Raw genomic sequence first — 25538 nt, forward strand, 5'->3', positions numbered from 1 at the left:
TCAGTCTGCCCGACGCCGGTACACCAGATGCGTCACCTCCCCTGCGTGCCGTACCGAGACAGCGTCGAGGTCCAGCCGGCCGACACCGTCGAACAGCCGTGTCGCACCGGCGATGTCCAGCACGACGGGCGCGACGTGCAGGCGCAGCTCGTCGATCGCCCCGGCAGCGAGGTAGGTGTTGACCGTCGAGACTCCCCCGGCGATCGAGACGTCGCCGTCGCCGGCCGCCGCGACGGCCCGGCGCAGCGCGTCCTGCGCACCGGTCGTCACGAAGTGGAAGGTGGTGCCGCCGGCCATCTCCAACCGCTCGCGCGGATGGTGGGTGAGCACGAACACCGGTGCCCGGTACGGCGGCTCGTCACCCCACCAGCCGCGCCACGCGAGGTCCCAGGGCCCGGTGTCCGGGGAGAACATGCCGCGGCCCATGACGTAGGCGTCGGCCTCCAGGATGCCGGCGACCTCCCGCGGGTGGTCCTCGGCGTGATCGAGCAGCCACGAGTGCAGCACCTCGCCGGTGCCGATCACGTCACCGAAGGGGCGCTCGCGCGTCTGGTGCGGGCCGGCGGCGAAGCCGTCCAGGGACACGGACAGGTCGCAGGTCACGGTCGTCATGCCGGTACCGACGACGGCGGCGCCACGGACTCATCGGTCGGCGGCGGGGTCGTCCCCTCCCCCGTGCGAGGCGAGGCCGACCAGCCGGGAGGCCTTCAGCTCGGTCTCGCGCCACTCGGCGCGCGGGTCCGAACCCCACGTGATGCCGGCGCCGGTGCCGAACCGCAGCACGCCGTCGTCGGCCCCGTGGCGCTCCCACCAGAAGGTGCGGATCCCCACGGCGAGCTCGGCCCGGTCCCCGTCGACCCAGCCGACGGCGCCGCAGTAGGGTCCGCGCGGCGTGGGCTCGAGGTCGTCGATGACCGACAGGGCCGACGACTTGGGAGCCCCGGAGACCGAGCCGGGCGGGAAGGTGGCGCGCAGCACCCGGGCCCACCGGTCCGCGGCGGACGCGACGCCCGGGGCCAGGGCACCCTCGACGCGGGAGACCAGGTGCACGAGGCCGGGGTGCTCCTCGACGCCGAGCAGCTCGGTGACCGCGACTGTGCCGGGTCGGCACACCCGTTGCAGGTCGTTGCGCACGAGGTCGGTGATCATGACGTTCTCGGCGCGGTCCTTGCCGGTCAGGCCCGCGGCGGTGGGCGCGGTGCCCTTGATCGGTCCGGAGGCGAGCCCGTCGTTCTGCAGGGAGAGGTAGAGCTCGGGTGAGGCCGACACGACCCACACGGGGTCGACGCCGAGACCGCCGGGGACGTGGACGGCGGCCGCGTACGGCGCGGGGTTGCCGGCGGCCAGCCGTGCGGACAGCGCAGTCGCGTCCGGCTCCCCGGCGGGCGTGCGCGGGTCGTCCGCGGGCAGGGGCGCGCTCAGCACCCGGCACACGTTGACCTGGTAGACACTGCCGTCGCGGATGTGCTGCCGGACCGCATCCACCGCAGCCTCGTACCGCTCCTGGGACATCGACGTCGTCCAGTCCCCGGCCGCCGGGCCTCGCCAGCCGTCCGCCGCGCCGTCGTCGCACGCCGGGGGCTTGCCGTCGGTCACGTGGGCGAACCGCCAGGCGCGCGCCCGCCCGGAGCGACCGAAGGCCTCGAAGTCGACGACGACGAACCACGGCCCGGGCTCGGCGAGCCGCTCGGGCGCCTCGGTGAGATCGACGCACTCGACGACGTCGGTCGCCAGGCGGCCTGCGAAGGAGGCCCAGGAGGTGGGTGCACGCACGGCTGCACGGTATGCCAGGGACGCGCTGCGAGGCGATTGGACCATTCGTGCACTGTCCACTAGTGTTTTCCTCGCGCCGGAACGCGGGGGCCAGCCCCTGTCCGGTCGTGCGGATGTAGCTCAGTTGGTAGAGCACCACCTTGCCAAGGTGGATGTCGCGAGTTCGAGTCTCGTCATCCGCTCGGAGGCCCACTCCCTGCGACCTCGGCGACGAGCGAGCCGGTGAGCACAAGTCTCAAGGTGGGTTGGCCGAGAGGCGAGGCAGCGGCCTGCAAAGCCGTATACACGGGTTCGAATCCCGTACCCACCTCGGGCGATTGGCGCAGCGGTAGCGCGCTTCCCTGACACGGAAGAGGTCACTGGTTCGATCCCAGTATCGCCCACCACCACGAACGGCCCCGGTCCTGACGACAGGACCGGGGCCGTTCGTCGTCCCTCCCCCGCCCGTGCGCCGCCCTCCGACCCTTGCGCGCGACGACGCCACGCGAGTGCCCGGCCCCGGTGCTACGTTGCCAGCGCACCGACCTGGAGGGCCCATGGCTGAGACCGATCGTCCCGCTCGCCGCGACGCCCGGACGCCGGGCGGCGTCATGGCGGCCGCCACCGTCTCCACGCTCATCGTCAACGCGAACACCTCGGCCGTGGCGATCCTGCTCCCGGCGATCAGCGACGACGTGGGCATGTCCACCGAGACCCTGCAGTGGGCCGTGACGGGCTATCTCCTGGTCGGCGCGGCCACCATCGTCACGTCGGGCAGCCTCGGGGACGTCTTCGGCCGGCGCAAGGTGTTCGTCGGCGGTCTGCTGCTGTTCATCGCCTCGTGCGTCCTCATCGCCCTCGCACCCGGCGGGTGGGCCGTCATCGTCGGGCGCTGCATCCAGGGCGCGGCCGGTGCCACGCTGGTCGCCGGCGGGCTCAGCATCCTCTCCATCGCCTCTCCCCCGGGCACCGCCCAGCTGCGTGCCGTGTCCTACTGGGGCTCCGCCTCGGCGGTCGGCGCCGCAGCGGGCCCGCTGCTCGGCGGGGCGCTCGTGAACACGGTGGGCTGGCAGGGGCTGTTCTGGCTCGACGCGGCCATCGCCGTCGTGCTGGTGCCCGTCACCGTGCGCTCCGTGGCCGAGTCCTTCGACCCGACGCGCAGCCGGTCGATCGACTGGGCCGGGACCGCGCTCATCGCGCTCGCGCTCGCCCCGCTCATCCTCGGCGTCACCCAGGGTGCGACCTGGGGATGGCTCGCGATCCCCACGCTGCTCTGCTTCGCGGTGTCGGTCGCCTCCACCGTCGGCTTCGTCGCCGTCGAGAACCGGGTGGCCGCCCCGCTGCTCGACCTCCGCCTGTTCCGCAACCGACGGCTGGTCGGGGCGACGCTCGGCATCCTCATCGGCGCCGCCGCGATCAACTCCATGATGTTCGTGCTGAGCCTGTTCTTCCAGGACCCGACCCTGCTCGGGATGGACCCCCTCCAGGCGGGGCTGGCGACGCTCCCGGCGACGGTCGGGATGGTCGCCCTGACCCCGGCGGTACCGTGGCTCACGCACCGGTTCGGCGTGCTCGCCGTCGTGGGCGCCGGGTTCGTCGTCATGACCGCGGGGTTCGCCGTGCTCGCGCTGGCGAGCACCTCCTGGGGCTATCTGGCATTCCTCGCCCCGATCGTCGTGGTGGCCCTGGGCCTGTGCCTGTCGAACAACCCGTGCTCCTCGGTCGCCACCGGGTCGGTCGACCCCTCCGAGGTCGGCGGTGCCTCGGGGCTGTCGAACATGGCCCGGTACGTGGGGCCGGCGATCATGACCGCGGTCGTCGCCGCGCTGTACGCCGGCATCCCCGAGAACCGACAGGCCGCGGGCGCGTCCGCGGCCGAGGCGCAGATCGCCGGCTTCCAGGGTGCCGCCGTCGCCCTGGCGATCGTCTCCGCGACCGGGATCCTGCTCGTGTACCTGGTGCGCGGATACCGGGAGCGGCACGCACCGGACGGGGTGGAGGTCGCGATCGCGGCCGCCGCTCCGCTGCACACCATCCCGCGGCCCGAGGAGTCCTGAACGGTCCGGGCGCCGGCACCCGGAGCGCTGCGTGTCCTGCGGCCGCGGCGTAGCGTCGCCGGTATGTGCCGCAACATCACCACCCTGCGTGGCCTCGAACCGCCCGCCACGGCCGAGGAGGTCGAGGCCGCCGCCGCCCAGTTCGTCCGCAAGGTGACCGGCGTCGCCGCCGACGCCGCTCCCGCGTCCCGTGAACCGTGCGAGGCCGCCTCGGCCGAGATCGCGGCGATCGTCACCAGGCTGCTGCTCGAGCTGCCGGCCCGCCGACAGCCGCCGGCCACGGTTCCCCCCTTGCGCCGGCCCGAGGTGCAGGCGCGCCTCGCCGCCCGCGACGGCACGCCCCGCACGGCATGACGCCCGGGTCCGGCGCGATCGACATCCAGGAGTGATCGTGAACGAGCCGGAGCACGACTTCTCTCCGCTGCGTGCCGTCTTCGTCAACTGCACCCTCAAGCCGTCCCCGGAGGTCTCGAACACCCAGGGCCTCCTGGACGTCAGCGCCGCGATCATGCGCAAGCACGGCGTGACGGTGGACGAGATCCGCGCCGTCGACCACGACCTCGCCCCCGGGGTGCAACCGGACATGACCGAGCACGGCTGGCGCCGCGACGACTGGCCGGCGCTGGCCGGACGGATCCTCGCCGCGGACATCCTCGTCCTGGGGACGCCGATCTGGCTGGGCGACAAGTCCAGCGTCTGCACCCGCGTCGTCGAGCGGCTGTACTCGCTGTCGGGACGACTGAACGACGCCGGACAGTACCTGTACTACGGCCGCACCGCGGGCGTCGTGATCACCGGGAACGAGGACGGCGCCAAGCACGTGGCGATGAACGTCCTGTACTCCCTGCAGCATCTCGGCTACACCATCCCGCCGCAGGCCGACGCGGGGTGGGTCGGGGAGGCCGGGCCGGGCCCGTCCTACCTGGACGAGGGATCGGGTGGCCCCCAGAACGAGTTCACGCAGCGCAACACCACGTTCATGACGTGGAACCTGATGCACCTGGCCGCGATGCTCCGGGCCGCCGGCGGGTTCCCCGCGTACGGCAACCAGCGCAGCGCCTGGGACGCCGGCGCCCGGTTCGACCACCCGAACCCGGAGTACCGATGACGCCGGACCCGCCGTCCCCGGCAGAGGTCCAGGTCACACCCGACGAATTGGACCTGGGACCCGCGGTCCAGTAATGTTCCTCAGGCACCGGGACACGGGGGCAGCGCCCCTGGATCTCCGGCCGTGCGAACGTAGCTCAGTTGGTAGAGCACCACCTTGCCAAGGTGGATGTCGCGAGTTCGAGTCTCGTCGTTCGCTCCACGGGCGATTGGCGCAGCGGGAGCGCGCTTCCCTGACACGGAAGAGGTCACTGGTTCGATCCCAGTATCGCCCACCACCACGAACGGCCCCTGTACTGCCTCAGCAGCACAGGGGCCGTTCGTCGTCTCACGCGGCCTCCCCTGCTCCTCGAGGTGGACCGCGATGTTGCCCGTGCCGACGTCCTGGCGCACCGTCGGGACCGACCTGCCGGCACGCGGGCGGCGCCCGGTAGGCTCGCTGCCGTGAACGACCCCAGCGCCGACAGCCCGCCCGCCGTCTCCGCGACGATGCACCGGGCCAAGACCCGGGCACGGGCGTCTCACGTCACCGTGGGGCGCGCGCGGCTGGGGGACGACGGCACCGTCGAGATCGACTGCTCGTGCGGCATGGTGCTGCGCAACGGCCCGCAGTGGTCGCTCGACGAGCACATCCGTCTGCACCGGGCCGAGGCCCGGTACCTCGCGCTGAGCGAGGTCGCGCCGGCCGGCATGCCCCGCCTCATCGCCGTGGGCACCGACCGTCTCCCCCGCTGACCGGCCCGCGGCCGGCGGCGGGGCTCAGAGCTCGTCGGGGTCGTCCCAGCTGTGACCGCTCGAGGCGCCCTCCATCGGGCGCCGCTCGCTCTGCGACAGCGACAGCGGCGCCTTGGTGGCGTCACCGCCGATGCGGGGATCTCCGTGCTCGTCCGTGGCCGACCGCTGTCGGGGCGCGATCCGCGCCTGGGAGGCGATCGACTCGTCGAGGAGGACCCGAACTCGGTCGGAGTCGGCCTCCCGTGTGTCCTTGCTCATAATCCAGATGTACCAGCCGGACGGTGTCTTCGCCCGCGCGTGGCACACTATTTCTTGACCAGGAACCGACCCGACACGAGGTCGACACCCCCACGTCACACCGCGCCGCACGACACCGCGCCGCACCGCGACACGCCAGGGCTCCCGGTGCCCCGGGCGACCGCCGTCCGGGCGACCCGCACGTAGGGTGAGGACGTGACCGCCGGAGATCGACTCGACGCCGAGCGCTCCCGCGCCACACCGGCGCCGAGCGAGCGCTTCCACGAACCCTGGCCAGGCCCCCGCCCGCTGGTCTGGGCGCCCCGCGCCCACACGGTCGAGGTCGTCCTGCCCGACGACGACGGCGCGACCGCTCGGCGCCCGATGCGTCTCGTCGGCGCGCACGAGCCCGGCTACTGGCGGGCCGACGACCGGTTCCCCCACGGGACCGCGTACTCCTTCTCCGTCGACGGCGGCCCCGCGCTGACCGACCCGGCCGCCGCGTCGCTGCCCGCGGGCGTGCACGGCCCGGGGCGGATCCTCGACGAGACCTTCGGCTGGCACGACGACCACTGGGCCGGCACCGACCTCGCCCAGGGCGCCCTGCTGCACCTCGAGATCCCCACCGTGACCGCCGAGGGGACCCTCGACGCGGCCGCCCGGCTGCTGCCCGCCGTCGCCGCGCTCGGTGTCGACGGGGTCGAGCTGTCCCCGGTGGCGGCCTTCGACCCGGCCGCGGGGCCCCAGGCCGGGGTGCGCCTCTTCGCCGTCCACGAGCCGTACGGCGGCTCCCGCGCGCTGCAGCGCTTCGTGGACACGGCCCACCGCGCCGGCCTCGCCGTCGTGCTCACGCTCCCCCACCGCTGGGCCGTGGCCGACCCGCTGCGCCTGCACCACTTCGGCCCGTACTCGGCAGGGGCTCGCATCAGGGCGCGGGGCGTCGCCGACGGTGGTGCCGACGCCCCGCGGATCAACCTCGACGGCTCCGGCAGCCGTGGACCCCGCGACCTGTTCATCGCCGACGCCCGACGCTGGCTGCGCGACTTCCACGTCGACGGGCTGCTGCTGGACGTCGAGGTGCTGGTGGACCGGTCCAGCGTGCCGTTCCTCGGCGAGCTGGGCGAGGCGGTGCAGGACGTCGCCGTCCGGACCGGACGTCCGCGCACCCTGCTCACCGACGGTCCCGGGCTCAGCGACCGGCTCACCACCATCGTGCACCGGCTCCTGACCGACGGCGTCGACGGACGGGCCGGTGACCTGCAGCGCCTCGCCGAGGAGACCGGGACGCCCGCCCGGCTCCCGGTCGGACTGCGACGGGCGCTGCGGGCCACGCAGCGCAGCGGCGGGTTCGTCGGCGACCTGGCACGGCTGCCCGCCGCGACCCGGGCGGCACCCTGGTCGCGGACCGACGGCACACCGCAGACCATGTCCGCCGGGGACCACGCCGCACTGCTCGCCTTCGTCCTCCTGGCCGGCAGCCCCGCGGTGCTGGACACCGAACGGGTCCCGGTCCACCGGGACACCCCCGAGGCGCGTCGCCTGACCGGATGGACCCGCCGGCTGCTCGAGCTGCGCCCGGCCGCCCTGGCCGACTTCGCCCGGCCCCTGGACGTCACCGCCTACGACGGCGTGCTCACGGTACGCCGCGGCGGCACCGCCGTCGTCCTGCTCGCCGACCCCGCCGTGCACCACGTCGACCTGTCCGGCCGGCTCCTGCCCCCGATCGGCGACTGGCGCGTGGCGGCCGCCTGGGACGAGGACGACACCCACCTGGTGGCCGGCGCGCTGCGGGCACCCCGACGCTCCGTCGTCGTGCTCCGCGCCGACGCACGCCCGGTCGCCGCCGACCTGCGCACCCCGAGCACGGAGCCCTCATGACGAAGAGCCCCTGGACCGAGCACCCGACCCGGACCCTGCGCTGGCGTCCCGGCGACCGCCTCGACGCGGTCGACCCGCGCGCCACGCCGGGCTACCACGGGGGCAAGCGCGCCGGGAAGAGGCTGCTCGCCGAGCACGGCGCGGAGCTGTCCGACCTGCAGGAACGCCTCTTCGCCCACGGCCGGACCGGCGGCGTGCGCAACGTCCTGCTGGTCCTGCAGGGGATGGACACCTCCGGCAAGGGCGGGATCGTGCGCCACGTGGTCGGCATGGTCGACCCGCAGGGCGTGCGGTGCCGCGGGTTCGGACGCCCCACCCCCGAGGAGCAGGCCCGCGGGTACCTGTGGCGGATCCGCAACGCCCTGCCCGACGCCGGGCTGCTCGGGGTCTTCGACCGGTCGCACTACGAGCAGGTGCTGGTCGTGCGCGTCGACGCGCTCGAGCCACCCGCCACCTGGCAGGCGCACTACGACGAGATCAACGACTTCGAGGCGGAGATCGCCGACGCCGGCACGGCGATCGTCAAGGTGGTCCTGGCCATCTCCCCCGAGGAACAGCTCGAGCGGCTGGTGTCCCGCCTGGACCGGCCGGACAAGCACTGGAAGTACGACCCGTCCGACCTGCGCGCCCGCGAGCAGTGGGACGAGTACCAGGCGGCCTACCAGGACATGCTGGACCGCACGAGCACCGACGTCGCCCCGTGGTACGTCGTGCCCGCGGACCGCAAGTGGTTCTCCCGACTCGCGGTGGGCGAGCTGCTGCGGCACGAACTGCGCGGTCTCGACCTCGGCTGGCCGGCGGCCGACTTCGACGTGCAGCGCCAGCGTCGGCTGCTCACCGGCCGCTGACGGTCCCCCCGGGGCCCGGTCAGGCGTCCAGGAGCGCCCGGCCGTCCTCGGCCAGCGCGCCCAGCCGGGACAACGCCCGGTAGTACTTCTTGCGGTAGCCGCCGCGCAGCATCTCGTCGCCGAACAGCGCCCGCGGGTCCGCGCCGGCGAGCAGGACCGGCACGTCGCGGTCGTAGAGCCGGTCGACCAGCACGACCAGCCGCAGCGCGACCTCCTGACGGGTCACCGGTCGCACGCCGGTCAGCCCGACGAGCTCGACGCCGTCGAGCAGCGCGCCGTACCGGCTCGGGTGCACGGTCGCCAGGTGGGCCAGCAGGTCCTCGAAGTCGTCGAGCACGGCACCGGGCCGCTCCGTGGCCGCGGTGCGGACGGCCCGGGGCGCCAGGGGCGGGGCGTCGGTGAGCACGGTGCGGTGCCGGTAGTCCTCGCCGTCGACCCGCAGCACCTCGAACCGTTCGGACAGCGCCTGGATCTCGCGCAGGAAGTCCTCCGCGGCGAACCGTCCCTCGCCGAGCGCGTCCGGCAGCGTGTTGGACGTGGCGGCCAGGGCGACGCCGCGGTCGGCGAGCTCGCGCAGCAGGCGCGACATCAGCACCGTGTCACCGGGGTCGTCGAGCTCGAACTCGTCGATGCAGACGAGCTTCTTGGTCGACAGGGCGTCCACCGTCGGCAGGAACCCGAGCGCGCCGACCAGGTTCGTGTACTCCACGAACGTGCCGTAGGCGACCGCGTCCGCACCGAGCTCCTCCCGCACCGCGTGGGCCAACGACGTCAGCAGGTGGGTCTTGCCGACGCCGAACCCGCCGTCCATGTAGACCGCGGGTGCGGGACGACGCCGGCCGAACCAGGCGCGCAGGCCGCCGGGGGCCGGGCGGGCGATCTCCTCGGCCACCTCCTGCAGGCGCGCGAGCGTGGTGGCCTGGCTGGGGTGGTCGGGGTTCGCGCGGTAGGTGGCGAACCGCGCGTCGGCGAAGTGCCGCGGCGGGACCAGGTCGGCGAGCAGGCGGTCGACGGAGAAGGCGGGACGCACCGCCACCAGCGATCCGGTGGTGGTCGCGTCCGAGGACTGCACGGCTGTCACGACCCACCAGCCTATGCGGCGCCCGTACCCTGAACGCTGTGAGTTCCGACACGCCGACGCTCTCCCGGCTGCTCCCCCACTCCGACGAGATCCCCCCGGACCCCGCCGAGCGCACCCTCGCGGGGCTCTACGCGCTGCCGGAGGACCCGTGGGTCCGGGTGAACATGATCTCCACCGTCGACGGGGCGGCCTGGGGCCCCGACGGGCAGTCGGCCTCGATCAACGACGCCGCGGACTGGCGTGTCTTCCGCGTCCTGCGTGCGCTGGCCGACGTCGTCCTGGTGGGCGCCGGGACCGCGCGCCAGGAGGGCTACTCGCACCTGACGCGGCCGCACGGCCTGGAGCACCTGACCGGGGCCCCGCTGGAGCTCGCGATCGTCACGCGGTCCGGCCGCGTGCCGTGGTCGACGCTCGACGGCCCCCACCCGCCGCTCGTGGTGACCGGGTCCGCGGGCGCGCTCGAGGCCGGTGCCGCCGTCGGCGACGACCGCGTGCTCGTCTGCCCCGACGGCACCGCCGACGGCGTCGACCTGCGCGCGGCGCGCGACGCCCTCGCCGCCCGGGGCCTGGGCCAGGTGCTGTGCGAGGGCGGTCCGGGGCTGCTCGGCGACGTGCTCGCCGCGGGTCTGGTCGACGAGCTGTGCGTGACGACGTCGCCTCGGCTGGCCGGTCCCGGGGCGGGCCGGATCGTCGCCGGCCTGGCCGGGCACGAGCTCGGGAGCGGGCACGACCTGCGCCTGGGCCACCTGCTCGCCGGCCCGGCGGGCACGCTGCTGGCCCGGTGGGAGCTGGTGTGACCGACGCGCGGGGCGCCGCCCGGGCACCCGCGGCGACGGTGCCGTAGGTTGCTGCCATGTCTGCAGATGCCTGGACCGTCGTCGTCCTCACCGAGGACGCGCTGACCTCCGCCGACGTCGACCACATCACCGCCCTGCACACCGACCCGGACGTCGACGTCGCCTACCGGGTGCTGGTCCCCGCCGACACCGAGCACAAGGTGGTGTCCTCCGTCCTGGACCACCTCGGCATGCTCGAGCTGCGCGAGGCGTGGGACGACATCGTCGGCCGCGAGCCCACCCCCGAGCAGGCGACGGCGACCGCCGCCGAGCAGGTCACCGAGTCCGTCGAGCTGCTCCGCGACCGCGGGGTGACCGCCTCCGGCGAGGTGACCGAGGACGACCCGCTGCCCACGCTGCAGCACGCGGTGGCCGACGGCGGCAACGAGGTGGTCGTGGTGACCTACCCGCACGCCGTCGAGGACACGTTCCACACCGACTGGGCCTCGCGGGCCCGCGACGTGCTCCAGGTGCCCGTGCTGCACCTGTACGCCGGCACCAGCGAGCTCGGCTGACCCTCCGCCGCCGCCCCCGTTGTGGGCATGATTTCTGCAGCCCCGTAGGGGTCGGGAGCTGCAGAAATCATGCCCACAACCGGAAAGGGGTCACGACGCCGGCCAGGTGGGTCGCGGCGCCGACGGGCACCGACCCGGCACCGGCACCGGCCGGCACCGGGCTCAGCGCACCCGGTGCCCGGCGTGGGTGATGGTGGCGCGCACCAGCTCGTCCATCGAGTCGAGGAACGGCGGTTCGTCGAGCAGGCCGTGGTCGACGGCCGCCACCGACAGCTCGGTGCACCCGAGCACGACGACGCCGGCGCCGCGCTCGACGAGCCGTCCGGCGACCTGACGCAGCGCGTCGGGGTCGGCGGGCCGGCCCGCCTTGACCTGGTCGTAGATCACGGCGTTGACGCGGTCCTGGTCGTCCGCCTCCGGTACCACGACGTCGATGCCGTGCGCCGCGAAGGCGTCGTCGTACACGCCCGAGGCCACGGTGCCGGCGGTGGCCAGCAGCCCGACCCGCGTCAGACCCGGCACCCGGGCACGGGCGGCCGCCACCGTGACGTCCACGATCGAGACGAACGGGACCGTCACCACGTCGAGGACCTGCTGGGTGAAGTAGTGGGCCGTGTTGCAGGGCATGACCAGGAACCGCACCCCGAAGGCCTCCAGGCGCTGCGCGTCGCGCGCGAGCACCGGGCCGGGGTCGTCCGCCGAGCGCCCGAGCACGAAGTCGGTGCGGTCGGGAATCGTGGCGTGGTTGAGCACGACGAGGTCGACGTGGTCCTGGTCCCGCTCGGCGTGGGTGAGCTGCACGACGCGCTGCAGGAAGTAGGCCGTGGCCAGGGGTCCGACGCCGCCGATCACCCCGACCGGCGGCGTCGGACCCTCGGCGTCCGGTCCGGGCGTCGTCACGCCGTCCCCCGCCAGGCCAGGCGCCGCGCCTCGGCCACCGGGTAGTGGCGCGCGTACTTGCGCCACTGGTTGAGCTGGGCGACGGCGAGGTAGGCCAGCCGCCGCGGGTTCGTCTCGGCGCGGTACCACAGCGGGTTGGTGGACCGCCCGCGACGAGCGAGCCGGCGTGCCTGCGCCCGCACGTCGTCGTCGAGCACGTACCGCCGCAGCAACGGACCGGGCAGCACCGTGTACAGGTGCTCCGCCTCGAGCTCGCCGGAGGCGCTCAGCGGCACGTCCGGGCCGAGGACGTCCCGGGGGTCGGGGTCGAGACCGGCCAGGTGCTCGTGCACGTAGAACGTGACCGCGTTGGCCCCGGCGGCCGTGATGTAGAAGTTCGAGCGACCCAGGCGGGGGTTGAGCTCGAAGAACACGTACCGGCCGTCCCGCGGGTCGTACTTGAGGTCGAAGTTCGCGAAGCCGGTCCAGCCGACGTGCTCGAGCAGCCGCGTGGCCTGCTCGACGACCTCGTGGTTGACCTGGGTGATGATCCCGGCCGGGTTCCCCAGGGCCCCCGGCGTGTGCTCCTCGAGCAGCACGTGGCCGTACGCGGAGAAACGCACCTTCCCCGAGGCGTCGGAGTAGCACGTGAGGATACGCATGCCGGAGTCGTCGCCGGGGATGTAGTCCTGGATCACGAACGCGCCCTGGTAGCCCGCGGCGCGGACCCGCGCGAGCAGGTCGACCAGCTCGTCCCGGGTGTCGACGAGGAAGACCTTCTTCTTCCCGGCGAACTCGACGTCGTGGTAGGCGGCCGTGCTGGCCGCCTTGGCGATGACCGGGAAGGTCAGCCCGGAGGTGTCCGGCTCTCCCCCGGTGGCCACGTCGTGCACGACCGTGGTCGGGTGGGCGATCCCGAGCTCGGCGCACAGCTCGCCGAACCCTTCCTTGTCGGTGAGCCGGTGCAGCAGCTTCTCGTCGACGTAGGGGATCTCGTAGCGGTCCTCGAGCCGGCTCCGCTGCTCGACGAGGAGCCGCACCAGCCAGTCGGCCGACCCGACCGCGATCAGGTCGGCGTCGGCGTGCTCGTCGGCGATCGCCCGCAGCCGGGCCACGACCGCGTCGGGGTCGTCGATGCCGGGCTCGACGACGTGCTGCAGGATGCGCGAGTGCCGCACGAGACCGGTCGACATCCCCGAGACCACCACGGGCCGCACGCCGTAGGCCTCGTGGAACGTCCGGGCCAGGGAGTAGGCGCCGATGTCGCCGCCGAGGACGACGGGCTGCAGCCGGCGGCTCATCGGGTCTCCTGTCCTGCGGCGGTGCGCCGCGAGGCGGAGGCCGCCCGGGCGGCCTCGAAGTTGGCCCGCAGCGCGCTGGCCGGGTAGAAGCGGCGGTACTTGCGCACGTGGTTGACCAGGGCGGTGAGCACGTACAGCCGGCGACGCGGCGAGGCGTCGGCGGAGTACCGCAGCGGGTGCACGGTGCGGCCGGTGCGCATCAGGCCCACGACCCGGGCGCGCAGCCCGTCGTCGAGCACGTAGCGGCGCAGCAGACGGTGCGGCACGACGCAGTAGAGCACCTCGCACCGGGCGGTCGTCGGCTCGCGCTGCTCACCGTGGATCACGTCGTCGACGAGCACCTCGGTCGGGTTCTGGCCGCCGGCGGTCAGGTAGTAGTTGTTCCGACCGATGCGAGGGTTCTGCTCGAAGAACTTGTAGACGCCGTCGCGCGGGTCGAGCTTGACGTCGAAGTTCGCGAAACCCTGCCAGCCGACGTGCTCGCACAGCCGCTGGGCCGCGTCGAGGATCTCCTCGATCGGCTCGACGATCATCGCCGAGGGGTTGCCCCGGGCCGCGGGCGTGCGCTCCTCGAGGAGCACCCGGGCCGAGCAGCGCAGCGTCACCCGTCCCGAGGTGTCGGAGTAGGTCGTCACCGACCGCATCTGGGTGTCGTCGCCCGGGATCATCTCCTGGACGAGGAACCGTCCGCGGAACCCGGCGCGCCGCAGGTTCCCCCACAGGCTGTCCAGCTCGGCGCGGGAGGCGATCTCGTAGATCTTCTTCTTCCCGGCGAAGTGCACGTCGTGGTAGTCGGCGCTGGAGGCCGGCTTGGCGATCACCGGGTAGTCGAAGCCGACCGGCTCCGGCTTCCACCCGGGTGCGTCCGCTCCGGCGAAGTCCTGGATCACCGTGGCCGGCGTGGGGATGCCCAGCTCGGCGCAGACCGCGGAGAACTCCGCCTTGTCGCAGATGCGGTCGATCAGCGCCTCGTCGGCGTACGGCAGCACGTACCCGGCCGTCTGCAGCACCGACCGGTGCCGCGCGAGGATGCGCACCACCCAGTCCATGTTCGACTGCAGCAGCAGCGGCTCGCGGTGCCCGGCGGCCCGGCGGTCACGGGCCACCTGCTCCAGGGTGGCGACGATCTCCTCGGCGCCCGTGCCGGACAGCACCGTGTCGATGAGCTGCGAGTGCGCGATGGGCCCCGGCTCGGCGAAGGCGACCACCGTGGTGCGCAGCCCGTAGGCCTCGTGGAAGGACCGTGTCAGCGCGTACACGCCGATGTCGGAACCGACGATCACGGGGTGGAACCCGGGGCCGCTCGTGGCGGCCCCGGGACCCGACTGGGGGGTGGTCACGGGTGCGTCAGGCCTCCTGCTCGCTGCGGTCACCGGACCAGAGGGTGTGGAACGAGCCCTCGCGGTCGGTGCGACGATAGGTGTGCGCACCGAAGAAGTCACGCTGCGCCTGGATCAGCGCGGCGGGCAGCCGCTCGGCCCGCACGCCGTCGTAGTAGGCCAGCGACGAGGAGAACGCCGGCGCCGGGATACCGGCGGTGGCGGCCTGCGCCACCACGCGGCGCCACGCGGCCAGACCGTTGCCGACGGCGTCGGTGAAGTACTCGTCGGACAGCAGCAGCGGGAGCTGCGGGTCGCGCTCGTAGGCCTCGGTGATGCGGTTGAGGAACCGCGCGCGGATGATGCAGCCGCCGCGCCAGATGCGCGCCATGGCACCGCGGTCGATGTCCCAGCCGTTCTCGGCCGAGGCCGCCGCGATCTGGTCGAAGCCCTGGGAGTAGGCCACGACCTTGGAGGCGTACAGGGCCTGGCGGACGTCCTCGATGAACGCCTCCCGGTCGGCGACCTGCAGCGTCTCGGCGTGGGCCGGCAGGGCGCGGCGACCGGCCTCGCGCTGCGGCACGCCGCCGGACAGGGCCCGCGCGAAGGTGGCCTCGGCGATGCCCGTGATCGGCACGCCCAGGTCGAGACCGTTCTGCACGGTCCAGCGGCCGGTGCCCTTCTGCTCGGCCTGGTCCAGGACGATGTCCACGAACGCCTGGCCGGTCTCGGCGTCGACGTGCCCGAGCACGTCCGCGGTGATCTCGATGAGGAACGACTCGAGGTCGCCCTCGTTCCAGGCGGCGAAGATCTCGCCGATCTCGGCGGCGGACGCCCCGAGCCCGGACCGCAGGAGGTCGTAGGCCTCGGCGATGAGCTGCATGTCGGCGTACTCGATGCCGTTGTGCACCATCTTGACGAAGTGTCCGGCGCCGCCCGGGCCCACGTAGGTGCAGCACGGCGTGCCGTCGACCTTGGCCGAGATGGCCTCCAGGATCGGGCCGAGCGACTCGTAGGACTCGCGCGTCCCGCCCGGCATGATCGACGGGCCGAGCAGCGCGCCCTCCTCGCCGCCGGAGACGCCGGTGCCGACGAAGTGCAGACCGCGGGCCCGCAGGGCCTCCTCGCGGCGCATCGTGTCGGGGAAGTGCGCGTTGCCGGCGTCGACGACGATGTCGCCCTCCTCCAGCAGCGGCAGCAGCTCGTCGATCACGGCGTCGGTGGCGGCACCGGCCTTGACCATGATGACGACCTTGCGGGGGCGCTCGAGGGAGGCGACGAAGTCGGCCATGGACTCCGACGGGACGAAGTCGCCCTCGTCGCCGGCCTCGTCCATGAGGGACTGGGTCTTGCCGTAGCTGCGGTTGTGCACCGCCACCGTGTATCCGTGGCGCGCGAAGTTCCGCGCCAGGTTCCGGCCCATCACCGCGAGTCCGGTGACGCCGATCTGAGCACGTGCTGTCATTGCTTCCTGCTTCCTCGTGGAGGTCGTTCCCGGGCGCACACGACGTCGGTCGCCCGCCAGGCCGAGAACAGCCTAGTCGGACGGCCGGACCGGCACGCCGACGTGCCGGGATCCGGACAGGGTGTCCGAGGACGCCGAGGACCCCGACGACGTCCCGGCCGGTGCGTGACGGACCAGGACGGACCGGCGGACGACCGGCACGTCGCCGCGGCGCGGGCCTCCGCCCGGCGTACGGTGACAGGGTGACTGCTTCCCCGCCCGACGTGCCGGAGCGGTTCGCCGCCGCGCTGGCGTCGCTGCGCGGCCGTCGCACCCGGCCGGAGGTCCGCCTGTCCGAGATCCCGGGGCCGCGACGGGTCGCGCCCTTCAGCCTGGCGCTCGAGGGCGAGGTCATCAGCGAGGGTGTCGAGATCGCCACGGGGCGTTTCGTCGTCCTGCACGACCCGGCGGGCCAGGAGCAGTGGCACGGCGACTTCCGTGTCGTGACCCTGGTGCGCGCCGAGCTCGAGGCCGAGCTGGCCGCCGACGAGATGCTGGGCGACGTCGCGTGGACGTGGGTGACCGAGAACCTCGAGTCGGCCCAGGTGGGGGCGATCGCGACCGGCGGCACGGTGACGCGGGTGCTGTCGCAGAGCTACGGGGCCCTGGCCTCCACCCCGGACGCGGTGGACCTGGAGATCCGGGCCTCCTGGACGCCGACGGACACCGACCTGGGCGCCCACCTGGAGGTGTGGGCGGACCTGATGTCGACGGCGGGTGGCCTGCCCCCGCTGCCCGACGGCGTGACGGCCCTGGACGTGCGACGCCGTACCGTGGAGCCATGAGCTCCGGCGTGACCCAGGTCGACCCCGACGTCGTCCCCCTGACCGAACCCGCCGACGGTGTCGGTGACGTCGTCTCCACCCCGCAGGCGTTCGCCCGTGTCGTCGACGCGTTCGGCGCCGGGTCGGGCCCGGTGGCGGCCGACGCCGAGCGCGCCTCCGGGTACCGCTACGGGCAGTCCACCTACCTGGTCCAGCTCCGTCGCGCCGGAGCCGGGACGGCGCTGCTGGACCCCATCGGGCTGCCGGACATGTCGCGGCTCGCCGACGCGGTGGGCCCCGCGGAGTGGGTCCTGCACGCCGCCTCGCAGGACCTGCCGGGCCTGGCCGAGCACGGCCTGCTCCCGCCGCGCGTCTTCGACACCGAGCTGGCCGCCCGGCTGCTGAACCTGCCGCGCGTCGGCCTGGCGGCCGTGGTCGCCGAGACGCTCGGCCTGGGCCTGGCCAAGGAGCACTCGGCCGTCGACTGGTCCACGCGTCCGCTGCCGACGGACTGGCTGCGGTACGCCGCGCTGGACGTCGAGGTGCTGGTCGAGGTGCGCGACGTGCTGGCCGCGCGGCTCGAGGAGGCGGGCAAGGCCGAGTGGGCCGCCCAGGAGTTCGAGCACGTGCGCACGCTGCCGCCGCCGGCCCCGCGGCCGGACCCGTGGCGCCGGACGTCGGGCACGCACACGGTGAAGAACCGTCGCGGGCTGGCGGTCGTGCGCTCGCTCTGGGAGGCCCGCGAGCGCAACGCCCGCGAGCGCGACGTCTCGCCGGGTCGGGTGCTGCCGGACCGCGCGATCGTGGCGGCGGCCAAGGCCCTGCCGCGCACCGCCGGTCAGCTCGCGGCGGTGCCGGAGTTCGCGACCAAGGGTGCCCGACGACGGATCACGGCCTGGCAGCGCGCGATCGACGCCGCGCTCGCCCTGCCCGAGGTCGAGCTGCCCCCGGTCCGTGGTCCGCGGACCGACGGCCCGCCGCAGCCGCGCACCTGGGGTGACCGAGACCCGGTCGCAGCGCGTCGCCTGCAGGCGGCCCGCGAGATCATCGCCGAGCTGTCCGAGACCCACGCCGTGCCCGCGGAGAACCTGCTGCAGCCCGACGCGATGCGCCGGCTGTGCTGGTCGCCGCCGGCGCCCGCCGGGCCCGAGGACATCGCCGACTTCCTGCGAGGACGTCGCGCCCGGGAGTGGCAGGTCGACCTGGTGGCGGACCGGTTCGCCCGCGCCTTCGCCGACGTCTGAGCCCGCCCGCGCCCGTCGCGCACGCCGGGGCCGCGTCGACGCCACATCGCTGATACGCCGTCTCAGGTGGTCTATGCTGTTCGTGGTACTCGCGGTAGCGTGTACCTGTGCCCGGCGTGATCCGCCGTCGCACGCGAGCGACGATGCTCCCCCAGCACCGTCGGACCCGACCACCGCAACGGACGGAGCTGCCATGACCGTGGCCCCTCAGGCCCCCGGCACCACCCGAGACCCGGCCCGGCGCGCGCTGCGCGACGTCGTCTTCGTCGAGGGCGTGCGCACCCCCTTCGGCAAGGCGAAGGCCGACGGCCTCCTCGCCGAGACCCGCGCCGACGACCTCGTGGTCAAGGCGCTGCGCGAGCTGCTGCGCCGTCACCCCGAGCTGCCGCTCGACCGCATCGACGAGGTCGCCGTCGCCGCGACCACGCAGCAGGGCGACCAGGGTCTGACGCTCGGGCGCACCGCCGCGCTCCTGGCCGGCCTGCCGACGTCGGTCCCCGGCTACGCGATCGACCGCATGTGCGCCGGTGCCATGACCGCCGTGACGACCACCGCCTCGAGCATCGCCGTGGGCGCCTCCGACGTCGTCGTCGCCGGCGGCGTGGAGCACATGGGCCGCCACCCCATGGGACTGGACGCCGACCCCAACCCGCGGTTCCTCGCCGAGAAGCTCGTGGACCCCGAGGCGCTCAACATGGGGGTCACCGCCGAGAACCTGCACGACAAGTTCCCCCACCTGACCAAGGAGCGGGCGGACGCCTACGCCGTCAACACCCAGGCCAAGTACGCCAAGGCCCTGGCCAACGGCGACATCGGCCCCGAGATCGTGCCCGTCGCCGTCCGCTCGACCGAGAAGGGCTGGGGGCTGGCCACCACCGACGAGCTCCCCCGCCCCGGCACCACGGTCGAGGGCATCGCCGACCTCAAGACGCCGTTCCGCCCCGGCGGCCGCGTCACCGCCGGCAACGCGTCCCCGCTCACCGACGGCGCCACCGTCTCGCTTCTCGCCGCCGGCGACACGGCCGACGAGCTCGGCCTGCCCGCCGCGATGCGCCTGGTCTCCTACGCCTTCGCCGGAGTCCCGGCCGAGATCATGGGCTACGGCCCGGTCCCGGCCACCGACAAGGCGCTCGCCAAGGCGGGGCTGACCATCGACGACATCGGCCTGTTCGAGATCAACGAGGCCTTCGCCGTCCAGGTCCTCAGCTTCCTGGACCACTACGGCATCGCCGACGACGACGAGCGCGTCAACGCCTACGGCGGAGCCATCGCCGTCGGCCACCCGCTGGCCGGCTCCGGTGTGCGGCTGATGACCCAGCTCGCGCGCCAGTTCGCCCAGCACCCCGAGGTCCGCTACGGCATGACGACCATGTGCGTCGGCCTGGGCCAGGGCGGCACCGTCATCTGGGAGAACCCCCACCACGCCGACTACTCCGGCCACGTCCCGTCGACCACGGAGGACTGACCACGATGAGCCAGAGCACCACCGAACCTCGCGCCGAGCGCGTCACCCACTCCCTCGTCCGGGACGTCGAGCTCCCCGGCGGCCAGGGCACCCTGGCGCTCGTCACGCTCGACAACGGCCTGGACCACACCAAGCCCAGCACCCTCGGCCCCGAGGGGCTGGCCGAGCTGACCGCCGCCCTGCGTGCGCAGCAGCGGCGCGCGGCCGACGGCGAGATCGTCGCCGTGGCCGTCACCGGCAAGCCGTACTTCCTGGCCGCCGGCGCCGACCTGCTCGGCGTGAGCACCGTGACCTCCCACGAGCAGGCCCTCGAGCTCGGTCGTGCCGGGCACACCGCCTACGAGCTGCTGCACACCATGGGCGTGCCGACCTTCGCCTTCGTCAACGGCCTCGCCCTCGGCGGCGGCCTCGAGGTGGCCCTGAACTGCGACTACCGCACCGTCGCCTCCGACGCCGCGGCGCTGGGCCTGCCGGAGACCGGCCTCGGCCTGGTGCCGGGCTGGGGCGGCGCGTACCTCGTGCCCCGCCTGGTCGGGATCGAGAAGGCCGTGGACGTCATCCTCACCCGGCCGGCGGCGAACAAGCCCTTCAAGCCCGCCGAGGCCCACGAGATCGGCCTGGTCGACGAGGTCTTCGAGGCGGCCGACTTCCTCGAGCGGTCGATCTACTGGGCCACCGAGGTGCTGCGGGGCGACGTCGTCCCCGCGCGACGCGAGCTCGACCCGCAGCCCGTCTGGGACGCCGTCGTGCAGGCGACCCGCGAGCGCCTCGACGCCACGATCCACGGGTCGCGACCCGCGCCGTACCGGGCGCTGGACCTGCTGGCCGGAGCGCGGAACGCCTCGCGCGAGGAGGCCTTCGCCGCCGAGGACCAGGCGCTGGCCGACCTCATCATGACCGACGAGATGCGCTCGAGCGTGTACGCGTTCCAGCTCACCTCCTCGGGCAAGAAGCCGAAGGGCGCGCCCGACAAGTCCCTCGCGAAGCCGGTCACCCGTGTCGGCATCGTCGGTGCCGGTCTCATGGCCGCCCAGATCGCCCTGCTCGTCTCGCAGCGCCTGGGCGTGCCGGTCGTCATGCGCGACCTGGACACCGAGCGCGTCGAGAAGGGCCTCGGCTACGTGCGCTCCACCGTCGAGAAGCTCGTCGGCCGCGGCCGGATGAAGCCGGAGGTCGGCGACCGCGTCGTCGCCAGCATCACCGGCACCACCGAGATCGACGAGTTCGCCTCGTGCGACGTCGTCGTCGAGGCCGTCACCGAGGTCATGGGCCTGAAGAAGAAGGTCTTCGCCGAGCTCGAGGAGATCGTGAGCGAGGACACCGTCCTCGCGACGAACACCTCCGCGCTGTCGATCACCGAGATGGCCTCCGACCTGCGCCACCCCGAGCGCGTGGTCGGCATCCACTTCTTCAACCCGGTGGCCCAGATGCCGCTGGTCGAGGTCGTCAACGCCGAGCACACCTCCGACGAGGCCCTGGCCACGGCGTTCGCCGTCACCAAGAAGCTGCGCAAGACGGCCGTGCTCGTCGCCGACCGTCCGGGCTTCGTGGTCAACCGGCTCCTCGTGCTGGTCATGGGCAAGGTCGTCGAGGCCGTGGAGAACGGCACCTCGGTTGAGGTCGCCGACACCGCCCTGTCGCCCCTCGGGTTCCCGATGCCGACCTTCGAGCTCTTCGACCTGGTCGGTCCCGCCGTCGGGCTGCACGTGCTCACCTCGCTGCGTGAGGACCTGGGCGAGCGGTTCCCCCGCTCGGCCGGCCTGGAGAAGATCGTCGCCGACGGCACGCGCGTGGTGCTCGACGCCCCGGGCCGCGGGCTGCCCAAGCCCGTCGACCCGGCGATCCAGGGCGTCTTCGGCGAGGCGCTGCCCGCCGGCACCGAGGGACGCGCCGGCACGCCGGTGCTCGACGCCGACGGCGTGCTGGACTCGGTGCTCACGGCCCTGACCGTGGAGATCGGGCACATGCTCGACGAGAACGTCGTGGCCGACCCCTCGCAGATCGACCTGTGCATGATCCTGGGCGCCGGGTGGGGCTTCCACACCGGCGGCATCACGCCGTACCTGGACCGGACCGGCTACAGCGAGAAGGTGCTGGGCCGGCGTCTGCTGCCGGACGGCGTCGCCAACGTCCCCGGGGGCTCCGCCTGAGCCGAGGTCACCTGACACTGCCCTCCCCGGGGTGAGACGCACCGGAGGCCCGGTCCCGACGTCGGGACCGGGCCTCCGGTGCGTCCGGGCCTCCGGTGCGTCCGGGCCTCCGGTGCGTCCGGGCCCGGGGCCACGCCACCCGTCGCGAGGTACCGACCGGTCGCCGAGGTACCGACCGGTCGCTGAGGTACCGACCGGTCGCTGAGATACCGACCGATCGCCGAGATACCGGTGCATCGTCGTCTCGGGCGGCGACGCACCGGTATCTCGGCGACGAACCGGTACCTCGAGCACCGAGACGAACCGGTACCTCGGGGACCGAGACCGTCTGGTCAGGACGCGGCGTGCTCGCCGGCCGTCGCGAGCGCCAGCACGTCCCGCGTGGTCGCGCCCACGACGTCGGGCGCCGCACCGTGGACGTCGTCCCAGGCGCGACCGTGCGACACCCACCCGGTGCGCACCCCGGCAGCCCGGCCCACGGCGACGTCGGCGTGCCCGGCGTCGCCGACCATCCAGACCTGGTCGCGGTCCACGGCGGACGCCCCGAGCCGCTCGAGCGCGATCTCGACGATGGCCGGGTCGGGCTTCTCCACGCCCTCCTCGCCGGAGACGACGACCGCGTCGACGGACGCCTCGACGCCGCAGGCCGCGATCTTGCCGCGCTGCTGGTGGGAGACGCCGTTGGTCACCACGGCCACCTGGTCCCCGGCGGCCCGCAGCGCGTCGAGGTCGGCCAGCACGCCGTCGTAGGCCCGCACGTGCTCGCGGATGCCGGCCCGGAACCGGTCGATCGCCGCGGGGACGTCGTCGACCCAGCCCAACCGGGCGATGAGCTCGCGGGCGACGTCGGCCTTGGGCGAGAACCCGCCGTCGTCCGCCGCCACGATCGCCGCCAGGTCGGCCGCCGTGCCGCCGTCGGCCGTCACCGCGGAGTCCGCCCAGGCGGCGAACGCGGCGTCGCGGGAGACGAGCGTGTTGTCCAGGTCCAGGAGCCAGATCATGCGCGCAGGCTACGCGGACCGGCGCCACGGCAGCCGCCGCGTCCCGGCCAGCGGATCGGGCGGGCGGTGCCCGGGCGGCAGGTCGTCCCGCTCCCCCAGCGCGACCAGCACCGACGGCACCAGCTCCTTGGCGGTGCGGCGGTAGCCGACGGCGCTGGGGTGGAACCGGTCGAGGCTGAACGCCTCGTCCGGGGAGGAGATGAAGAACGGCCCGACGACGACCGCCAGGGACACGGCGTGCGCCCCGGCGCGCCGGGCGGCCACCGACTGCGCGGCGGCGAGCTGGCGCGAGGCGCGCGACCCCAGGGTGCGCAGCGGCTGCGGGACCGGCCGCAGCGCCCCGAGATCCGGGCAGGTGCCGACCACGACGGCGCTCCCGCGCTCCTGCAGCCGCTCGATCGTCTCGACGAGGTACCGCACGGAGACCGCCACCGGTACCCGGTGGGTCACGTCGTTGCCGCCGACCACGACGACGGTCACGTCGGGCCGGTAGTCGTCGTCGAGCCCGTCGAGCTGGGCGGCCAGCGCGGAGGACTCCGAGCCGACGACGGCGGCGCAGCGCAGGCGCACGGGGCGCTGGAGCTTCTTGCCGACCCCGCGGGCGATGCGGGCCCCGAGGGTGTCCTTGCGCCGGTCCGCGCCGAGCCCGGCCGCGATGGAGTCGCCGAGCACGAGCAGGTCCAGGGGATCGCCACCGTACTTGCCGCGCCAGACGCGGTCGGCGTCCGGAGCCGCCTCGCCGAGCGCCTTGCCGATCCGCCGGCGGGCGATCGCCGCCTGCCGGCGCAGCATCTCGACGGTGACCGCGGCCGCCACCGAGGCGAGCAGCGAGACCGCGAGCGCGGAGAGCGTGGTGCGTGTGCGACCCATGACTGCCGTTCAACCAGACTCCGCTGAACGGCGGGTGACGCACGGCTGACGTGTCGGTGGCGCGTGTCCGTGCGCGCGACTCGGCGCGACTCGGCGCGCGCTCCGGGCGCTCGGGCCCCATGATGCCGACATGACGGAACCACGCACCATGGGTGTCGAGGAGGAGTTCCTGCTCGTCGGGCCGGACGGCTCGCCGGTGGCCAAGGCCGCCGAGGCGCTGGAGGCCTCGGGGCACTCGACCAAGGGCGGGGGCACCGGCGCGCTGGAGCCGGAGTTCATGGAGGAGCAGCTGGAGACGGCGACGCATCCGCGCTCCGCGCTGGAGGACCTGTCGGCCGAGATCCGCGCGGGCCGTGCCCGGGCGCAGGACGCCGCCGACCGCGTCGACGCCCGCGCGGTCGCCCTGGCCACCTCGCCCGTGCGGTTCACCGGCACCACGATGCCCGGGGTGCGCTACCAGGAGGCGCGTCGGGCCTTCGGCCTGACGGCGCGCGAACAGCTCACCAGCGGCTGCCACGTCCACGTCGCGGTCGCCGACGAGGCCGAGGGCGTGGACGTCCTGGACCGGATCGGCCCGTGGCTGCCCACCCTGCTCGCCCTGAGCACCAACTCGCCGTTCTGGCAGGGCGAGGACACCGACTACGCGAGCTTCCGCTCCCAGGTGTGGGCGCGGTGGCCGACGGCGGGACCGACGCGGCGGTTCGGCACCCCCGAGGCGTACCACGCGGCCGTGGACGCCATCGTGGCCACCGACACCGTGCTGGACCGCGGCATGGTGCACTTCGACGCCCGCCTGTCGCCGAAGTACCCGACCGTGGAGATCCGGGTCGCCGACGTCTGCCTGCACCCGGACACTGCCACGCTGCAGGCCGCCCTGAGCAGGGGGCTCGTGGAGACCGCGGCGCGGGAGGCCCGCGAGGGATCGGAGATGACCCGCACCTATCCCGAGCTGCTGCGGACGGCCGCGTGGCGGGCCGGACGGTCCGGCCTGTCCGGCGACCTCGTCTCGCCGCTGACGTGGCGTCCGGCGGCGGCGCACGACGTCGTGGGCCAGCTCGTGGCGCACGTGCGCGAGGCGCTGATCGACGCGGGCGACCTGGAGGCCGTCACCGAGCTGCTGGGACGGCTGTGGTCCACCGGCGGCGGCGCGGCGCTGCAGCGCGCGTGGTTCGTCGAGTCCGGAGGGGACCTGCACCACGTCGCCGAGCGGGCCGTCGAGGTCACCCACTCCTGAGCGCCGCGGCGCGCGGCCGACTCACATGCTCAGCACCTCGAAGGCGGTGGCGTGCTCGGTGCCGAACGCCTCGCCGTTGCCGCGCGTGATGCGGCCGAGGAACTCGGCCGGGTCGAAGTCCTCCCAGCCGAGGCCGTCGATGTAGGCGGCGTGCGCACGCAGCGAGGCGACGCCGTCGTCGAAGGTGTCGGTGACGTCGGCGGCGTGCTCGGCCCGGGGCGAGGCCGCCACCCAGACCTCGCGGACCCCGTCCCACCGCTCGAGCCCGTCGGTGAGCTGGTCGGTGAACACCCAGCGGTTGCCGGCGTCGCGCACGGCGTCGACGACGGCCCGCCCGACGGCGACGTGGTCGGCCTGGTTGAGGACGCCGCCGGGGAACTCCTCGCGGAAGTTCAGGGTGATGACGATCTCGGGGCGGTGCCGCCGGATGGCGTGGGCGATCGCCGCCCGCAGCGGCAGGCCGTACTCGATCACGCCGTCGGGGAAGCCGAGGAACTCGACGTCGTCCACGCCGACGAGGCGCGCGGAGTCCACCTGCTCGGCCTCGCGAACCCGGCGCGACTCGTCGGGGTGCATGCCGTCGATGCCGGCCTCGCCGCTGGTGACCATGACGTAGCCGATCCGCTTGCCCTGGGCGGTCCAGCGGGCGATCGCCGCCGCTCCCCCGAACTCCATGTCGTCGGGGTGGGCGACCACGACCAGCGCGGTGTCCCAGTCCTCGGCCAGCGGTGCGAGCTCAGCATCCATACGGCGACCCTAGT

24 protein-coding genes and 5 tRNA genes are annotated in these 25538 nt (G+C 73.9%); 18 read left to right on the forward strand and 11 right to left on the reverse strand.

Annotation, left to right across the window (positions count from 1 at the left end):
- Positions 1-612: a dihydrofolate reductase family protein gene (locus V5O49_RS08615; protein ID WP_332901862.1), complete on the reverse strand. Its 612-nt coding sequence runs from the start codon at positions 610-612 to the stop codon at positions 1-3.
- A 30-nt stretch (positions 613-642) separates the two neighbouring features.
- Positions 643-1818 (reverse strand): chorismate-binding protein, encoded by a 1176-nt coding sequence (locus V5O49_RS08620; protein ID WP_405001158.1) that lies wholly within the window; start codon positions 1816-1818, stop codon positions 643-645.
- A gap of 64 nt (positions 1819-1882) precedes the next feature.
- Between V5O49_RS08620 and V5O49_RS08625 the strand changes: the two genes are divergently transcribed.
- The 9 genes from V5O49_RS08625 to V5O49_RS08665 all read left to right on the forward strand — a co-directional run bounded on the left by V5O49_RS08625 (position 1883) and on the right by V5O49_RS08665 (position 5651).
- Positions 1883-1955 (forward strand) — tRNA-Gly (locus V5O49_RS08625).
- Positions 1956-2012: 57 nt separating this feature from the next.
- Positions 2013-2083 (forward strand) — tRNA-Cys (locus V5O49_RS08630).
- Between the two features lies 1 nt (position 2084).
- A tRNA-Val gene (locus V5O49_RS08635) sits at positions 2085-2159 on the forward strand.
- Positions 2160-2309: 150 nt separating this feature from the next.
- Positions 2310-3809: an MFS transporter gene (locus V5O49_RS08640; protein WP_332901864.1), complete on the forward strand. Its 1500-nt coding sequence runs from the start codon at positions 2310-2312 to the stop codon at positions 3807-3809.
- 63 nt (positions 3810-3872) lie between these two features.
- Complete coding sequence (locus V5O49_RS08645; protein ID WP_332901865.1) at positions 3873-4163, forward strand: DUF2277 family protein; 291 nt, start codon at positions 3873-3875, stop codon at positions 4161-4163.
- Positions 4164-4197: 34 nt separating this feature from the next.
- On the forward strand, positions 4198-4917 hold the full coding sequence (locus tag V5O49_RS08650; RefSeq protein WP_405001162.1) for a flavodoxin family protein: 720 nt from the start codon (positions 4198-4200) through the stop codon (positions 4915-4917).
- Between the two features lie 125 nt (positions 4918-5042).
- A tRNA-Gly gene (locus V5O49_RS08655) sits at positions 5043-5118 on the forward strand.
- 1 nt (position 5119) lies between these two features.
- A tRNA-Val gene (locus tag V5O49_RS08660) sits at positions 5120-5194 on the forward strand.
- A gap of 166 nt (positions 5195-5360) precedes the next feature.
- The gene (locus V5O49_RS08665; protein WP_278234570.1) at positions 5361-5651 is read left to right on the forward strand and encodes a hypothetical protein; all 291 of its coding nucleotides are present in this window, start codon (positions 5361-5363) and stop codon (positions 5649-5651) included.
- Positions 5652-5675: 24 nt separating this feature from the next.
- Here V5O49_RS08665 and V5O49_RS08670 read toward each other — a convergent pair whose 3' ends face one another.
- Positions 5676-5909, reverse strand: coding sequence for a hypothetical protein (locus V5O49_RS08670; protein ID WP_332901867.1), 234 nt, complete (start codon positions 5907-5909; stop codon positions 5676-5678).
- 195 nt (positions 5910-6104) lie between these two features.
- On the opposite strand from V5O49_RS08670, the gene V5O49_RS08675 reads away from it, so the two are divergent.
- Together V5O49_RS08675 and V5O49_RS08680 are read left to right on the forward strand one after the other, a co-directional pair.
- Positions 6105-7766 (forward strand): alpha-amylase family protein, encoded by a 1662-nt coding sequence (locus V5O49_RS08675; RefSeq protein ID WP_332901868.1) that lies wholly within the window; start codon positions 6105-6107, stop codon positions 7764-7766.
- Complete coding sequence (locus V5O49_RS08680) at positions 7763-8614, forward strand: PPK2 family polyphosphate kinase (RefSeq protein ID WP_332901869.1); 852 nt, start codon at positions 7763-7765, stop codon at positions 8612-8614. The genes V5O49_RS08675 and V5O49_RS08680 overlap by 4 nt, the downstream gene beginning before the upstream one ends.
- A gap of 19 nt (positions 8615-8633) precedes the next feature.
- Here V5O49_RS08680 and zapE read toward each other — a convergent pair whose 3' ends face one another.
- On the reverse strand, positions 8634-9695 hold the full coding sequence (gene zapE / locus V5O49_RS08685) for a cell division protein ZapE (protein WP_332901870.1): 1062 nt from the start codon (positions 9693-9695) through the stop codon (positions 8634-8636).
- A gap of 38 nt (positions 9696-9733) precedes the next feature.
- Here zapE and V5O49_RS08690 point away from each other — a divergent pair, with 38 nt between their 5' ends.
- Both V5O49_RS08690 and V5O49_RS08695 read left to right on the forward strand, forming a co-directional pair.
- Positions 9734-10492, forward strand: a complete 759-nt coding sequence (locus V5O49_RS08690; RefSeq protein ID WP_332901871.1) for a dihydrofolate reductase family protein — start codon at positions 9734-9736, stop codon at positions 10490-10492.
- Positions 10493-10548: 56 nt separating this feature from the next.
- Positions 10549-11046: a hypothetical protein gene (locus V5O49_RS08695; protein WP_332901872.1), complete on the forward strand. Its 498-nt coding sequence runs from the start codon at positions 10549-10551 to the stop codon at positions 11044-11046.
- 162 nt (positions 11047-11208) lie between these two features.
- Here the strand turns inward: V5O49_RS08695 and cuyB are convergent, their stop codons facing one another.
- From cuyB to gndA, 4 genes are read right to left on the reverse strand one after another with little or no spacing between them, the layout of a single operon-like run.
- The gene (cuyB, locus tag V5O49_RS08700; protein ID WP_332901873.1) at positions 11209-11946 is read right to left on the reverse strand and encodes a cysteate racemase; all 738 of its coding nucleotides are present in this window, start codon (positions 11944-11946) and stop codon (positions 11209-11211) included.
- Positions 11943-13226, reverse strand: a complete 1284-nt coding sequence (locus V5O49_RS08705; RefSeq protein ID WP_332901874.1) for a carboxylate--amine ligase — start codon at positions 13224-13226, stop codon at positions 11943-11945. Before V5O49_RS08705 ends, cuyB begins: the two co-directional genes overlap by 4 nt.
- Positions 13223-14566 (reverse strand): carboxylate--amine ligase, encoded by a 1344-nt coding sequence (locus tag V5O49_RS08710; RefSeq protein ID WP_332901875.1) that lies wholly within the window; start codon positions 14564-14566, stop codon positions 13223-13225. The genes V5O49_RS08705 and V5O49_RS08710 overlap by 4 nt, the downstream gene beginning before the upstream one ends.
- A gap of 7 nt (positions 14567-14573) precedes the next feature.
- Positions 14574-16010 carry an NADP-dependent phosphogluconate dehydrogenase gene (gndA, locus tag V5O49_RS08715; protein ID WP_332901876.1) on the reverse strand — a complete coding sequence of 479 codons (1437 nt, stop codon included), beginning with the start codon at positions 16008-16010 and terminating at the stop codon, positions 14574-14576.
- Between the two features lie 242 nt (positions 16011-16252).
- Between gndA and V5O49_RS08720 the strand changes: the two genes are divergently transcribed.
- The 4 genes from V5O49_RS08720 (at position 16253) to V5O49_RS08735 (ending at position 21672) form a co-directional block, all read left to right on the forward strand.
- Positions 16253-16834: a DUF3000 domain-containing protein gene (locus V5O49_RS08720; RefSeq protein WP_278234581.1), complete on the forward strand. Its 582-nt coding sequence runs from the start codon at positions 16253-16255 to the stop codon at positions 16832-16834.
- Positions 16831-18057 carry an HRDC domain-containing protein gene (locus V5O49_RS08725; RefSeq protein WP_332901877.1) on the forward strand — a complete coding sequence of 409 codons (1227 nt, stop codon included), beginning with the start codon at positions 16831-16833 and terminating at the stop codon, positions 18055-18057. The genes V5O49_RS08720 and V5O49_RS08725 overlap by 4 nt, the downstream gene beginning before the upstream one ends.
- Positions 18058-18250: 193 nt before the next feature.
- Entirely contained in the window at positions 18251-19522 is a 1272-nt protein-coding gene (locus tag V5O49_RS08730) for a thiolase family protein (protein ID WP_332901878.1), read from the forward strand.
- A gap of 5 nt (positions 19523-19527) precedes the next feature.
- Entirely contained in the window at positions 19528-21672 is a 2145-nt protein-coding gene (locus V5O49_RS08735; RefSeq protein ID WP_332901879.1) for a 3-hydroxyacyl-CoA dehydrogenase NAD-binding domain-containing protein, read from the forward strand.
- 332 nt (positions 21673-22004) lie between these two features.
- Here V5O49_RS08735 and V5O49_RS08740 read toward each other — a convergent pair whose 3' ends face one another.
- Positions 22005-22673, reverse strand: coding sequence for an HAD family hydrolase (locus tag V5O49_RS08740; RefSeq protein ID WP_332901880.1), 669 nt, complete (start codon positions 22671-22673; stop codon positions 22005-22007).
- Positions 22674-22682: 9 nt separating this feature from the next.
- Entirely contained in the window at positions 22683-23543 is an 861-nt protein-coding gene (locus V5O49_RS08745) for an SGNH/GDSL hydrolase family protein (protein ID WP_332901881.1), read from the reverse strand.
- A 130-nt stretch (positions 23544-23673) separates the two neighbouring features.
- Here V5O49_RS08745 and V5O49_RS08750 point away from each other — a divergent pair, with 130 nt between their 5' ends.
- Complete coding sequence (locus V5O49_RS08750) at positions 23674-24777, forward strand: carboxylate-amine ligase (RefSeq protein ID WP_332901882.1); 1104 nt, start codon at positions 23674-23676, stop codon at positions 24775-24777.
- A 21-nt stretch (positions 24778-24798) separates the two neighbouring features.
- On the opposite strand, the gene V5O49_RS08755 is transcribed toward V5O49_RS08750, so the two are convergent.
- Entirely contained in the window at positions 24799-25524 is a 726-nt protein-coding gene (locus V5O49_RS08755; RefSeq protein WP_332901883.1) for a PIG-L deacetylase family protein, read from the reverse strand.
- Positions 25525-25538: the final 14 nt, after the last annotated feature.

The organism is Isoptericola haloaureus (genome assembly GCF_036689775.1).
Taxonomy (GTDB): domain Bacteria; phylum Actinomycetota; class Actinomycetes; order Actinomycetales; family Cellulomonadaceae; genus Isoptericola; species Isoptericola haloaureus.